This window comes from Afipia sp. GW823-FHT06G09, assembly GCF_058794875.1.
In genome coordinates, this window is record NZ_JBXAHF010000005.1 from 337,925 (window position 1) to 351,453 (window position 13,529).

The window sequence follows — 13,529 nt, forward strand, 5'->3', positions numbered from 1 at the left end:
CCTTTAGTTCGTCGTACAAATTAACTGCCTGACGCGGCCGTTGCAAAGTTCGTCATGTCGCCCTTAGGACGTTGATCGAGCATTTGCTGGCCTTCGATCATGTAGAAAACCGTCTCGGCGATATTGGTTGCGTGATCGCCGATACGCTCAATATTCTTGGCGCAGAACATCAGGTGAATACAGAAACCGATATTACGCGGATCTTCCATCATATAGGTCAGAAGTTCGCGGAACAGAGAAGTGCAGATTGCATCGACCTCTTCGTCGCCCTTCCAGACGGTCATCGCGGCAGGCAGATCGTGCGCCGCATAGGCATCGAGCACCGACTTGACCTGTGACTGAACCAGGTCGGTCATGTGCTCCAGCCCACGGATCAGCTTCAGCGGATGGAAGTCGCTATCGAGCGCTGCGACGCGCTTGCCTATGTTCTTTGACAGATCCCCGATCCGTTCAAGATCGGTCGCAACACGCATCGAACTGACGATTTCGCGCAAGTCGACAGCCATCGGCTGACGGCGAGCGATGGTCAGCACGGCACGCTCTTCGATCAGATGCTGCAACTTGTCGATCTCGAGATCGGCGGCGACAACACGCTTGCCCAGCGCGACATCGCGCCGGATCAACGCGTCTACGGAATCGACGATCTGCCGTTCAGCCAGGCCGCCCATCTCGGCAACAAGCCGGTTGAGCTCCTGAAGATCGTCGTCGAACGCTTTGGCGGTATGATCTGAACCCATGGTATGTCTCTCCCGCGAATGCGCGTCAGCCGAAGCGGCCGGTGATGTAGTCTTGTGTTCGCCGATCGGTCGGCGAAGTGAATATCTTGTTGGTGTCGTCGAACTCGACCAGCTCACCAAGATACATGAACGCTGTCTTGTCAGACACACGCGCCGCCTGCTGCATATTATGCGTCACGATGGCGATCGTGTAGTCCTCCTTGAGTTCCTGGATCAGTTCTTCGACCTTGGCGGTCGAGATCGGATCGAGCGCCGAGCAAGGTTCGTCGAACAGGATGACCTCAGGACGGACGGCGACAGTGCGTGCGATGCACAGGCGCTGCTGCTGGCCGCCGGACAGGCTGAGCCCACTGGCGTTCAGCTTGTCCTTGACCTCATTCCAGAGCGCGCCGCCCTTCAGCGCGGCCTCGACGCGGCCGTCCATTTCGGACTTCGAAATCTTTTCATAGAGCCTGATGCCGAACGCGATGTTCTCATAAATCGTCATCGGGAACGGCGTCGGCTTCTGAAACACCATACCGATCCGGGCGCGCAGCAGGTTCAGATCGAGCTTCGGATCGAGAATGTTGGTCGAATCCAGCATCAACTGACCGACAGCACGCTGACCGGGATAGAGGTCGTACATGCGATTGAAGATGCGCAGCAACGTCGACTTGCCGCAGCCCGACGGACCGATAAACGCCGTGACGCGATTTTCGCCGAGAGCAAGGTTGATGTTCTTCAGTGCGTGGTGTTCGCCATAGTAGAAATTGAGATCGCGTGCAGTCACCTTGGGCCGCGCATCCAGCCGGCCGGCAACACCCGGCACGGGCCCGCGAGGAATATCTACGCTAACAGAAAGCTGCTCGTTCATTTCGATGTCCTCTCGGCGCCAAGAATGCGCGCGCCAATGTTAAGGGCAAGTACGGTCAAGGTGATAAGCAAAGCCCCGGTCCATGCGAGCTGTTTCCAGTAATCGTAGGGGCTTTGGACGAAGTTGTTGATGGTGACCGGCAGGTTCGCCATCGTTTTGGTCAGGTCGAGACTGAAGAACTGATTGCTCAGGGCTGTGAACAGCAACGGCGCAGTTTCACCGGCGACACGCGCGGTCGCCAGCAGAACGCCGGTGATGAGACCAGAACGTGCAGCACGATATGCGATGCGTTTGATGACAAGCGACCGCGGAAGACCGAGCGCGGACGCCGCTTCACGCAGCGGATTAGGCACCAGGCCGAGCATGTCTTCGGTGGTCCGAACGACGACCGGGATCACGATCACGGCGAGCGCCAGCGTACCCGCCAGCGCCGAGAAGCCGCCCATCGGGACAACAATCGCACCATACACGAACAAACCGATGATGATCGACGGAGCGCTCAACAAGATGTCGTTGATGAAACGAATCACCGAGGTCAGACGATCGTGCTTGCCGTACTCAGCGAGATAGGTACCTGCGAACAATCCGATCGGCGCGCCGATGCCAACGCCGAGCACTGTCATGATGATCGAGCCGACGATTGCGTTCAGCAATCCACCCTCGGTGGATCCGGGCGGCGGCGTGTTCTCGGTGAAGACACCGAGATGCAGGCCGGCGAAGCCGTTGTAGAACAGCGTGAACAGGATCAGCGCGAGCCAGGTGACTCCGAAAACAGCGGCGCCAAGGCACAGGAAGCGGACGACGATGTCCCAGCGGCGGCGTGAGGCATAAATCGCGTTCATGGCTCAGTTCCCCGCCTTCTTTTCAAGACGCATCAGCATCAGCCGCGCAGCAGCCAGCACGAAGAACGTCAGCACGAACAACAACAGGCCGAGCAGAATGAGGCCCGACTGGTGCAGACCGTCGCTTTCGGCAAACTCGCTGGCGATGGCCGCTGAAATTGTCGTTCCCGGGGCGAAGACCGATGAGGATATCCGGAACGAGTTTCCGATAATGAAGGTCACTGCCATCGTCTCGCCGAGCGCGCGGCCGAGCGCGAGCATGATGCCGCCGATCACGCCCACCTTGGTGTAAGGAATAACGACGTTGCGGACGACTTCCCATGTGGTGCAACCAACACCGTAGGCTGCTTCTTTCAGAACCGGCGGCACCGTCTTGAACACGTCGACGGAAATCGCGGTGATGAACGGCAGCACCATGATCGCCAAAATCAGCGCCGCATTGAAAAGGCTGAGATAGGACGGCGGCCCCGCGAAAATCGTGCCGAGAATCGGTACACCGTCAAACAGCCGGATCATGAAAGGCTGAAATGAGTTTGCCAGGAATGGGCCAAGTACGAAGAAGCCCCACATGCCGTAGATGATCGACGGAATGCCTGCGAGCAGTTCGATGGCGATGCCGATCGGACGGCGCAGCCACTGCGGGCAGAGCTCGGTCAGGAAGATCGCGATGCCAATACCAACCGGGATGGCGATAATCATCGCGATCACCGAGGTTATCAGTGTGCCGTAGATTGGGCCAAGCGCGCCCAGAACCGGAGGATCAGCGGACGGCGCCCAGCGCTGCGTCCAGAGGAATGCAAACCCGTATTCCTTCATCGCGGGCCACGCGCCAGCGATCAGAGAGAGAATGATGCCGCCGAGAATAAGCAAGACGGCGATCGCGCACGCCCTGGTGGTCCAGTAGAATGCCTTGTCGCCGAACTTGAATGCGCTCAGAGCTTTTGCGCGATCGTAAGGTCCGGCTGCTTCCATTGAGGTGCTCTGAACCGCCATCTCTGCCACGCTAGTCCCCTGTCCCATTCACTTTGCATAGTTGCCGGCTGCACACGCGTTGCGCCAGCGGTCGTCCAAGAAAACGGAGGAGAGGTTACCCTCTCCTCCGGAACGTTTGCTTAGCTCTTGATGTCAGCCGACCAGGTCTTTTCGATCAGCTTGACCACCGGCTCAGGCATCGGAATGTAGTCGAGCTCTTCAGCCATCTTGGCGCCCTTCTCGAACGACCACTTGAAGAACTTGATCGCTTCCGCGGAGGCGGCCTTGTCGACCGGCGTCTTGTGCATGAGGATGAAGGTTGCGGCGGTGATCGGCCACGAAGCTTCGCCCGGCTGGTCGGTCAGGATCACATAGTAACCTGGAGCCTTGGCCCAATCAGCATTGGAAGCCGCCGCCTGGAACGCAGCAACGGTCGGCTGAACGGTCTTGCCGGCCTTGTTGATCATCGCAGCGTAGGTCAGCTTGTTCTGCTTGGCATAGGCATACTCGACATAGCCGATCGAGTTCTTGGTCTGGCCAACGTTGCCGGCCACGCCTTCGTTGCCCTTGGCGCCGACGCCGGTGGGCCATTCAACAGCGGTCCCCTGACCAACCTTGGCCTTCCACTCAGGGCTGGCCTTCGACAGATAGTCGGTGAAGTTGAAGGTCGTTCCCGAACCGTCCGAACGGCGCACCACGGTGATGGCATCGGTCGGCAGCGTCAGCTTCGGGTTCAGCTTGGCGATTGCGGGGTCGTTCCACTTGGTGACCTTGCCGAGATAGATGTCGCCCAGCAGTTCTCCGGAGAGCACCAGTTCGCCCGGCTTGATGCCTTCGAGGTTCACGACAGGCACGATCGCGCCCATCACCATCGGCCACTGAATGAGGCCATCCTTCTCGAGCTGTTCAGCCTTGAGAGGCGCGTCGGTCGCGCCGAAGGTCACGGTCTTGGCCTGAATCTGCTTGATGCCGGCGCCGGAACCGATCGACTGGTAGTTCAGACCGTTGCCGGTCTCTTTCTTGTAAGCGTCAGCCCACTTCGAGTAGACGGGGAACGGGAACGTCGCACCCGCGCCGGTGATGTCGGCAGCAAAGGCCGAGGTCGATGCGGCAACAAGGCCGGCAGCGACGATCGTTTTTGTAATGAAATTCACTGGGTCTCTCCATCGTGTGAGCGAAGCGCCTGACCGTTCGAGATCGTTATCGCGCTTCGAGGCCGCCTTCTTAGAAGGCCGAGCCTGCACTTTTTATGAAATCCACATGACAGCGGTGTGACACCGTTTACCGCTGGGTAACACATGTGTAAGATATTGATGCAGCTAAATAATTATCAAAATCCCGGCGCGGGATGACATGCCGCACCAGCAATATCTGCGCGGCCGCGCTGGAAGGCCGCCGAGTGTGACAGCGCCAGCCCGTGGCTGGCAGCTTGGTAACCGCACTACGGTGAAGAGTGACGCCCTGCGTTCGAGCTGGCGTTGACGGACAGCCCGCCTGGAACCTCCCGCGCTCCGCAGTTGCCCCGCCACCGCCGACGCCTCGCGAGCCTCCTAGACCCTATTGGACCCTATTGTACACTTACCTGCCTGATGGCGGGCGGAACTGCCTCTGCTTTCTTCCCCTTGGAATCGAACTGCTTGAGGTAGGCGACGACATCGTCAATCTGCTTTGGATCTTTCAGGCCCGGGAAAATCATCTTGGTGCCCGGGATCTTGGCCTTTGGATCCTTGATGTATTCCCGGAAGGTCGCTTCATCCCAGGTGAGGCCGGAGTTCTTGTTCGCCGCCGAGTAGTTGAAGCCTTCAATACTCCCGGCTTTGCGCCCGAACAGTCCGTTGAGCACGGGCCCGACGGCGTTCTTCGCGCTTTCGCCGATCTGGTGGCACGCCCGGCATTGAGCAAAAACCTTCTCCCCCGCGGCGACATCCTGGGCGATGGCGGGAACAACCGAGAGAAGCCCTGCTCCTACGACGAGAACGAAAACGCGCATGCGACCACTCCATGTCTGAAAAACAGAACGGCTGAGAAAACCAAATCTGAAACGAGCGCGCTGTTGGCTGGGCGGGTTAGCCCAGCGAATTGATGATTTCCCGGTAAGCTGCTTCGGGGAACGCCTTCAACGTGCGCGTCCTGATATTTCCCATTATTCCAAGTTGCAGGTTGAAACGCGCGGCGACCGCGTCGTCTGGGGCTTCGTAAACCGCGACGATGTCATATTGTCCCATGGTCAGGAAAAATGATTTGAACTCGCCGTCCATATCCTTGAGCGCCTTCTTCGCCGCATCCAAGCGGCGCGGCGAATCCTTCACGGCCTGCACGCCTTTGTCGGTCCAGTTCGCCAGCATGATATATGTCGTCATGGCAGTCCTCCGTACGTACGAGGCCCCCACCAGTCTCAAGCTCCTGACTTGAAGAACACGATCCGGGTCAACAACGTGTAGTCCGACTCCAGAACCATGATGGCCACGAACACCAGCAACACCAGCGGCGGCAGCAGGATGGCATAACTCAACGCGAGCCGCTCCCAGGCCATATGCATGAAAACGGCAACGATCAAACCTGCCTTCAGAATCATGAACAGCAGGATCAGCGACCAGCGCAGATATCCGTGAAAACCGAAATAATCGACGAGATACGAACAGGCGCTCAGGACAAACAGCCATGCCCAGACCACGAGATACAGCTTGATCGGGTGCTGTTGTCCTTCCGCATGCGTCGCAGCGGGCGCAGCGGCAGGTGCCGCATGAGAAACTCCGTTCATCGTGACTTCAGCCATCTGTCACCTCACCACAAATAGAAAAATGCGAAGATGAAGACCCACACCAAATCCACGAAATGCCAATAGAGTCCGGTGATTTCGACGATCTCGTAGTGTCCCTTCCGGCTCGTGAAAAAGCCGCGCCGCTCGGTGTCGAAATCCCCGCGCCAGACCTTTCGCGCGATGATGATGAGGAAGATCACGCCGATGGTGACGTGGGTTCCATGGAAGCCCGTAATCATGAAGAAGCATGAGCCGAACTGCGCCGCCCCCCACGGATTCTCCCATGGCCGGACACCCTCCATGATCAACTTTGTCCACTCAAAGGCCTGCATGCCAACGAATGTCGCGCCGAATGCAGCCGTCACCAGCATCAGGATCGCAGTCTTGCGGCGGTCGCGGCGATAGCCGCAGTTGACGGCCATCGCCATGGTTCCGCTGCTGCTGATGAGCACGAAGGTCATGATGGCGATCAGGATCAGCGGCATGTGATGTCCAGCGATCTCGAGCGCGAACACTTCACTGGGGTTCGGCCACGGCACCGTCGTCGACATGCGCGCCGTCATGTACGACAGCAGGAAGCAGCCAAAAATGAAGGTGTCGCTGAGGAGGAAGATCCACATCATGGCCTTCCCCCAAGAGACATTCTTGAAGGCCCGCTGATCTGACGACCAGTCGGCCGCAAAACCTCGCCAGCCCTTGGCCCGTGCGTGGGATTGTCCGGTGTTTGTCAGCACAGTCTCTGCCATCCGTCCCATCTCCCTAGGTCAGCAGTTGGCGGCAGACAGCGGCGAAATCATCCGCCCAACCGGTCAGCAGCGCGAGCAGGATCAGCCAAACCAGAAGCAGAAAGTGCCAGTACATGGTGCATAGTTCGACGCTCAGGCGCAGCCGCGAGACCTCAACGCCGCGCCAGGCCTTGGCGACGGTCCTGCCCAGCGCTGCGAGGCCGCCCAGCACATGCAGTCCGTGAACCGCGGTGATGAGATAGAAGAAGGCATTGGCCGGGTTAGCCGTCAAAAAATAGCCGGCTACGTTGAGTTGTTGCCACGCCAGCAACTGGCCAAACACAAAAACGACGGCAGAGACGCCTCCTGCGAGCAGGCCGATCAGCGCATTTTCACCGTCATCCCGACGCGCCGCGACTTGCGCCCATTGAAGTGCTGCGCTGCTTACGATCAGAACGCCGGTGTTGAACCACAACAGCTTCGGTACCGGCAGCGACCGCCAGTCAATCAGCTCCATGCGCATGGAGTACGCACTGATGAAGAGGGCAAACAGCGATCCGGCAACCGCCAGAAATACACCCAGTCCAATCTTCGCGGGCGGCAGCGACGAAACGCTCCCACCGGGAAAATCGCCGATGACGCCCTCCTCCAGCCATGGCTTGGCGGCAAGGCGCTGCTGCGAGAGCCACCATCCCGCAATGGCCGCGATTCCAGCCATGAACAGGACAATCGCTGTCACGGGTGCGCCCCCTTCGGTGCCAGAGCAGCCGGTGGCTCATTCTGCGGAATGAAATCCTGCGCAGCACCAGGCACGCTGTAATCGTAGGCCCAGCGATAAACCACGGGGAGTTCCTTGCCCCAGTTGCCATGCGCCGGCGGAGTTTCAGGCGTTTGCCATTCCAGCGTGGTCGCCCGCCACGGATTGCCGCCAGCCTCTTTCCCCTTGCGCAGGCTCCAGAACAGATTGAACACGAACACAAGCTGGGCAAATCCCACGATCAAGGCTGCAATGCTCATGAATGCGTTCAGATCGTGCGCGGATGCCGGGACGAACGCCGTTTCACCAATGTCGTGATAGCGGCGCGGCATACCCAGCAGGCCGAGATAGTGCATGGGGAAGAACACTGCGTAGGCGCCAATGAACGTCACCCAGAAGTGAAAACGCCCGAGCGATTCGTTCAGCATCCGCCCGGTGACTTTTGGGTACCAGTGATAGATCGCACCGAACACGACCATGATCGGCGCAATGCCCATCACCATGTGAAAATGTGCGACGACGAACATCGTGTCGGACAACGGAACATCCACAACGACGTTACCGAGGAAGAGGCCGGTCAAGCCGCCGTTGACGAAGGTGACAATGAACGCGAGCGCGAACAGCATCGGTATGGTGAGATGAATGTCGCCGCGCCACAGGGTCAGAACCCAGTTGTAGACCTTGATCGCAGTCGGCACCGCGATGATCAGCGTCGTCGTCGCAAAGAAGAAGCCGAATTTCGGATTCATGCCGCTGACATACATGTGGTGCGCCCACACCACGAAGCTCAGCGCGCCGATTCCGACGATCGCCCACACCATCATGCGATAGCCAAAAATGTTCTTGCGCGCGTGGGTGCTGATGAGATCGGAGACGATTCCGAAAGCCGGCAGCGCAACGATGTAGACTTCTGGATGACCGAAGAACCAGAACAGATGCTGGAACAAAAGCGGGCTCCCGCCGGAGTATTTCATCTGCTGGCCCATTTCCACCAGCGTGGGCATGAAGAAGCTGGTGCCGAGAAGCCGGTCAAGAAGCATCATCACCGAGGCGACGAACAGAGCGGGAAACGCGAGCAGCGCCATCACGGTGGCTGTGAAAATTCCCCACACCGTCAGCGGCATCCGCATCAGCGTCATCCCGCGGGTGCGGGCCTGCAGCACCGTCACCACATAGTTCAGGCCGCCCATGGTGAAGCCGATGATGAACAGAATCAGCGACAGCAGCATCATGATGATGCCGGCCTCCCGCCCTGGCGTTCCGGAGAGAACTGCCTGCGGCGGATAGAGCGTCCATCCGGCGCCGGTCGGTCCGCCGGGCACGAAGAAGGTCGCCACCAGCACCAGCACGGCAAGCAGATAGATCCAGTAGCTCAGCATATTGGCGTACGGGAAAACCATGTCGCGAGCGCCGACCATCAACGGGATAAGATAATTTCCGAAACCTCCGAGAAACAGCGCCGTGAGAAGATAGATCACCATGATCATGCCGTGCATGGTGATGAACTGGAGATACTGGCTTGGATCGATGAATGAAAACGTACCGGGGAATCCGAGTTGCAGCCGCATCAGCCAAGAGAGCACCAGCGCGACCATGCCGATGGCCATCGCAGTGAGCGAATACTGGATCGCGATGACCTTCGCATCCTGTGAGAAGACGTACTTCGTCCACCAGCTATGCGGATGATATAGATCGACCTCACCCACTTCAGCAGGCGGAATTCCTGCGAGCACGTCAGACGGGACATCAACCATCGAAATGTCCTCCTTGGTCTTCCACTCATCCGAGAAGAGTTTGCTTCACGAGGTGCCGCGCCTCTTCGTCAGTATTTTTATTCACTGCCTGTCTTGAAAGTTGCCTTCATGATGTTGCGCTGACCGGATAGCTCCGCGAACGTCTGCTGCTTCTCAAGCCACGCGTGATAGTCCTTCTCTTCCTGAACGATAACCTTGCTTCGCATTTGCGCGTGCGCGATGCCGCACAGCTCTGCGCAGAGAACCTCAAACGTCCCGGTTCGTGTTGGAGTGAACCAGAAATAGGTAACGGAGCCGGGCACCATGTCCATCTTCGCCCGGAACTCAGGCACGTAAAAATCATGCAAGACGTCGATCGAGCGCAGCAATACCTTCACCGGTTTTCCGACAGGCAGATGCAGATCGTCGTTTTCAATCACGACGTCATCCTGTCCGTTCGGGTCATTTGAATTCAGTCCAAGGGGATTTTCGGCGCTGACGTTGCGGGCATCGGATGTACCGAGCCGGCCATCCTTACCCGGAAGGCGGTAGCTCCAGCGCCATTGCTGGCCCATGACCTCAATTTCGGTGGCGTTGGCCGGAACGGTGACGAACTGGTGCCAGACGACTAGACCAGGGGCGAGCATGGCGCCGACGCCGATGGCGGTTCCTATCGTAAGCCACAATTCGAGCTTCTTGTTTTCCGGCTCGTAGGCCGCCCGCCGTCCCTCCTTGTGATGAAAGCGGAAGACGCAATAGGCCATAAACGCGATGACCGCGAAGAACACCGCTCCAGTGATCCAGAACGTCATCGTGATTGTATCGTCGATGTAGCTCCAGTTTGAAGCAATCGGCGTCCACCACCAGGGACTCCAGAGGTGGAACAGCACGGAAGCGACCGCGACCAAAAGCAGTATGAGTGCTACAGCCATCCCTTGTTCATCCTTGCCTCTGGAGGCTACGGACAAGACTTAAGGGGCACGGCTCATGTCGACATGGATGGCACAACTTTGACCTAGCCATCGCAATGCTGGCCGCCTTGCCCCTTAACCGGTCGCAACATCGAACCCGACGTAGTCATTTCAAGAGCGGTTCAAGCCGGTCGGGTTCAATTCACGATCGCTGGTGTCATTGAACTGCGGGCATTACCACCAGAGGATGTTCCTCGGCAGGCTTGATTGTCAATAGACCGGGTTATGCGGATGGATGATGCTTGTTGATCGCGGCGTCGGCGTGCGATGCCGCATTGCAATCTGGATCAGCCAAGCGCGCTCCTTCCACAGGGTAAATTTTGCAGATGCACAATGGATCTAACAACGCGTGCTATTCTTATCAGGCTGCGCTATACTTGTTTCACAGGTCGCGACCCGCTTTTGCCCGGCAAAGCTCTTTCGTGAACTTGGCCGTTTGTCTGGTCGCCATTTCTGCGCACGAAGGCGATTGAACGTCGCTTGAAAAAGACGCCCAATCTCGCCGGTGCGAACGCATGGGGGATTGTGACCATGGCCACACCGTATTCCGACAATATTTCACAGGCTGGACCGGACGCGTCTTATAACGCAACAACGCCTGTCGTTCGCGACATCCGCACATCTGACCTGCGTGAAGCCTTGCGGCTGGGCTGGGAGGACTTCAAGGCGATTCCAAGTCACGCGATTATCCTGTGCATTATCTATCCGGTGCTTGGACTTGTGATAGCGAGGACGGTGCTGGGCTATTCGGTGTTGCCGCTCCTGTTTCCGCTGGCCGCTGGCTTCGCGTTGATTGGCCCCTTCGCCGCGCTTGGTCTTTATGAGCTCAGCCGCCGCCGCGAACGCGGGGAAGAGCCTTCAGCGTGGGACGCTTTTGCCGTGTTGAGATCACCGTCCTTCGGAGCGATGCTCGGTCTGGGTGTGATCCTGCTCATTCTCTTTGTTGTCTGGGTCACCACCGCAGATTCTATTTACGTTGCGATCTTCGGCAACACCCCTGCTGCAAGCATTCCCGATTTTGCCTCACGCATTTTCACGACCAAGGAAGGACTAATGCTGATGGTGGTGGGATGCAGCGTCGGCTTCCTGTTCGCTGTCATCGCCTTGTGCATCAGCGTTGTGGCGTTTCCGCTGATGCTCGATCGACATGCAAATACGATCGACGCAATCCGGACCTCGCTGCGGGTTGTGATGAAGAATCCTGTTGCCATGGCAACGTGGGGACTGATTGTTGCCGCGCTGCTGGTGATCGGATCGATCCCACTGTTCCTCGGTCTCGCCGTCGTTCTTCCGGTACTCGGACATGCGACCTGGCATCTATATCGCAAAGCACTGGAGCCGGATCCAAATCCCTATCAGGAACCACCCCGCGCGCCAAAAGGACGGCGTTATGCCGCGGATTTCCCGGCTTCTCTGCTCCCCTGGGGGCGCGACAAGCCGTAAGCCAACCGCCGAACCGTTTCCGCTGTGACTCTGTCGTCAACAGCGGAAACGCTTGGGCCGTTACACGCCTAGTGCTCGCCCGTCGCTGCGCGGATCGTGGGCTCCGGTCATCCGTCCATCGGATTCGATGCGGATGGCGCCGGGATGTCCGGCCAGCGGACTTTGCGCAGGAAGCGGACTCATTTCGTGACCCCGCTCCGCAAGTTTCCTGAACACTTCTTCACCGGCGTCCTTTTCCAGCTTCAGGCTGTCGCGTGAATCGGAGAACGTCTTGCCGAGAAGGAAGCGCGGCCGGGATAGCGCGGTGAGCGGGTCCATATTGTAGTCGATCAGCCGTGTCAGCACCGCTGCAAGTGTTTGCGGCTGACCATCCGCGCCCTGTGTTCCGTAGAGAAGATGAGGTCTTCCTTGTTTGAGATACATGCCCGGATTGAGCGTGTGGAACGGACGCTTGCCTGGCTTGAGGCAATTCGGGCTCGCGGGATCGAGATTGAATGAGGCGCCGCGGTTGTGCCAGAGAATTCCAGTATCGCCTGCGACCATGCCACTGCCCCAGTCGAAATAGACCGTTTGCAGCATGCTGACGCAATTTCCGTTCTGATCCGTTGCCGCGATATAGACTGTGTCCCCTCTCTTGAAGACGTGCGGCCAGGACATCGCCTTTTCCATGCTGATGGCCTTGGCATGAGCTTCCAGGCTTTCCTTCGAAAGCAGCCGGTTGACGGGAACGTCGACGAACTCCGGATCGGCAATGTAGCGATTGCGGTCGATGAAAGCATACTTCACGGCTTCCACCATCAAATGATAATAATCCGCGCTTCCTTCCCGATATTTTGCAAGATCGAAACGATCGAGAATGCCCATGATCTCGAGGGTGGTGATGCCTTGCGTCGGCGGGCGCAGCCCGACTAGTTCGCCGCCGCGATAGCTGACACGCAAGGGAGCTTCATCGCGTGCACGGCAGCGAGCGAGGTCTTCGGCTGTCAGCGGCGAGCCGATCTTCTTCAACCCGGCAACGATGCGTTCCGCGAGCTGACCTTCGTAGAAATCACGCCCGCCATTTGCGGCCAGCATTTCCAGAGAATTGGCGAGCTCGGGCTGCACCAGCGTTTCGCCAATTTCCGGCATCTTCCCGGCTGGCATAAAGATGCGCTGAACGTCGGGCCAGTCTTTCAGATTCTTGGTTTCAAATTCCTGCCAGAAACGCTGCGAAGGTGTGACGGGAAATCCTTGGCGAGCATATTCGATCGCGCGGTCGAACAGCGACGCCCAGCTCAGCTTACCGCCCCATGACTTGCGGCTGAAGTCGAAAGCCTGATCCCAGGTATCGACAGTGGCAGCAGCGGTCAGCGTCGATCCGGGTCCCCGTATCGGCACGCTGCCACTGTAATTCGGAGGGTTTGCAGCAGCCTGCCCCACCCCGGACAATGTGCGGATGTTGCCCCTGCGATCGCTCATGACCATGAACGAATCACCGCCAAGACCGGTGAAGTGCGGGTAGGTCACGCAAAGAGTCGCGCCGATGGCAATGGCGGCCTCAATGGCGTTGCCACCCTTTTTCAGGACTTCAAGGCCAGCCTGCGTGGCCAGTTCGTGCGGGCTTGTGACAATGCCCTTCGTGGACTGGGCAAGCGCCGACGGATTGGTGAGCGCACGTACCGGGGCCGGCATCGCCGCCGCAACGGCCGCAAACGCCGACGAGACAAGAAGCTCTCTTCGCGAGAGGGCTCTATTC

General features: G+C 58.4%; 14 protein-coding genes. 1 reads left to right on the plus strand and 13 read right to left on the minus strand.

Annotation, left to right across the window (positions count from 1 at the left end):
* Positions 1 to 20 precede the first annotated feature (20 nt).
* The 12 genes from phoU to coxB form a co-directional block, all read right to left on the minus strand.
* Positions 21 to 737 carry a phosphate signaling complex protein PhoU gene (gene phoU, locus AC1Q67_RS22495; protein WP_024575848.1) on the minus strand — a complete coding sequence of 239 codons (717 nt, stop codon included), beginning with the start codon at positions 735 to 737 and terminating at the stop codon, positions 21 to 23.
* A 25-nt stretch (positions 738 to 762) separates the two neighbouring features.
* Positions 763 to 1,590 (minus strand): phosphate ABC transporter ATP-binding protein PstB, encoded by an 828-nt coding sequence (gene pstB, locus AC1Q67_RS22500; protein WP_024575847.1) that lies wholly within the window; start codon positions 1,588 to 1,590, stop codon positions 763 to 765.
* Complete coding sequence (gene pstA, locus AC1Q67_RS22505) at positions 1,587 to 2,432, minus strand: phosphate ABC transporter permease PstA (protein ID WP_492237237.1); 846 nt, start codon at positions 2,430 to 2,432, stop codon at positions 1,587 to 1,589. The genes pstB and pstA overlap by 4 nt, the downstream gene beginning before the upstream one ends.
* Before the next feature lie 3 nt (positions 2,433 to 2,435).
* A complete protein-coding gene (gene pstC / locus AC1Q67_RS22510) occupies positions 2,436 to 3,434 on the minus strand; it encodes a phosphate ABC transporter permease subunit PstC (RefSeq protein WP_492237236.1) in 999 nt (332 codons plus the stop codon).
* Positions 3,435 to 3,544: 110 nt separating this feature from the next.
* Positions 3,545 to 4,558, minus strand: coding sequence for a phosphate ABC transporter substrate-binding protein PstS (pstS, locus tag AC1Q67_RS22515; RefSeq protein WP_492237235.1), 1,014 nt, complete (start codon positions 4,556 to 4,558; stop codon positions 3,545 to 3,547).
* Positions 4,559 to 4,971: 413 nt separating this feature from the next.
* Positions 4,972 to 5,394 carry a c-type cytochrome gene (locus tag AC1Q67_RS22520; RefSeq protein ID WP_492237234.1) on the minus strand — a complete coding sequence of 141 codons (423 nt, stop codon included), beginning with the start codon at positions 5,392 to 5,394 and terminating at the stop codon, positions 4,972 to 4,974.
* A gap of 76 nt (positions 5,395 to 5,470) precedes the next feature.
* Complete coding sequence (locus AC1Q67_RS22525; protein ID WP_492237233.1) at positions 5,471 to 5,764, minus strand: GYD domain-containing protein; 294 nt, start codon at positions 5,762 to 5,764, stop codon at positions 5,471 to 5,473.
* A gap of 35 nt (positions 5,765 to 5,799) precedes the next feature.
* Positions 5,800 to 6,180, minus strand: a complete 381-nt coding sequence (locus tag AC1Q67_RS22530; RefSeq protein WP_024575841.1) for a cytochrome C oxidase subunit IV family protein — start codon at positions 6,178 to 6,180, stop codon at positions 5,800 to 5,802.
* Between the two features lie 8 nt (positions 6,181 to 6,188).
* Complete coding sequence (locus tag AC1Q67_RS22535; RefSeq protein WP_492237232.1) at positions 6,189 to 6,911, minus strand: heme-copper oxidase subunit III family protein; 723 nt, start codon at positions 6,909 to 6,911, stop codon at positions 6,189 to 6,191.
* A 13-nt stretch (positions 6,912 to 6,924) separates the two neighbouring features.
* Positions 6,925 to 7,629 carry a cytochrome c oxidase subunit 3 gene (locus AC1Q67_RS22540; RefSeq protein ID WP_492237231.1) on the minus strand — a complete coding sequence of 235 codons (705 nt, stop codon included), beginning with the start codon at positions 7,627 to 7,629 and terminating at the stop codon, positions 6,925 to 6,927.
* The gene (ctaD, locus tag AC1Q67_RS22545) at positions 7,626 to 9,401 is read right to left on the minus strand and encodes a cytochrome c oxidase subunit I (RefSeq protein ID WP_492237230.1); all 1,776 of its coding nucleotides are present in this window, start codon (positions 9,399 to 9,401) and stop codon (positions 7,626 to 7,628) included. The genes AC1Q67_RS22540 and ctaD overlap by 4 nt, the downstream gene beginning before the upstream one ends.
* Before the next feature lie 77 nt (positions 9,402 to 9,478).
* Complete coding sequence (coxB, locus tag AC1Q67_RS22550; RefSeq protein ID WP_492237229.1) at positions 9,479 to 10,312, minus strand: cytochrome c oxidase subunit II; 834 nt, start codon at positions 10,310 to 10,312, stop codon at positions 9,479 to 9,481.
* Between the two features lie 570 nt (positions 10,313 to 10,882).
* Between coxB and AC1Q67_RS22555 the strand changes: the two genes are divergently transcribed.
* The gene (locus AC1Q67_RS22555) at positions 10,883 to 11,794 is read left to right on the plus strand and encodes a DUF2189 domain-containing protein (RefSeq protein ID WP_492237228.1); all 912 of its coding nucleotides are present in this window, start codon (positions 10,883 to 10,885) and stop codon (positions 11,792 to 11,794) included.
* A 60-nt stretch (positions 11,795 to 11,854) separates the two neighbouring features.
* On the opposite strand, the gene ggt is transcribed toward AC1Q67_RS22555, so the two are convergent.
* Positions 11,855 to 13,465 (minus strand): gamma-glutamyltransferase, encoded by a 1,611-nt coding sequence (gene ggt / locus AC1Q67_RS22560; protein ID WP_492237481.1) that lies wholly within the window; start codon positions 13,463 to 13,465, stop codon positions 11,855 to 11,857.
* Positions 13,466 to 13,529 lie beyond the last annotated feature (64 nt).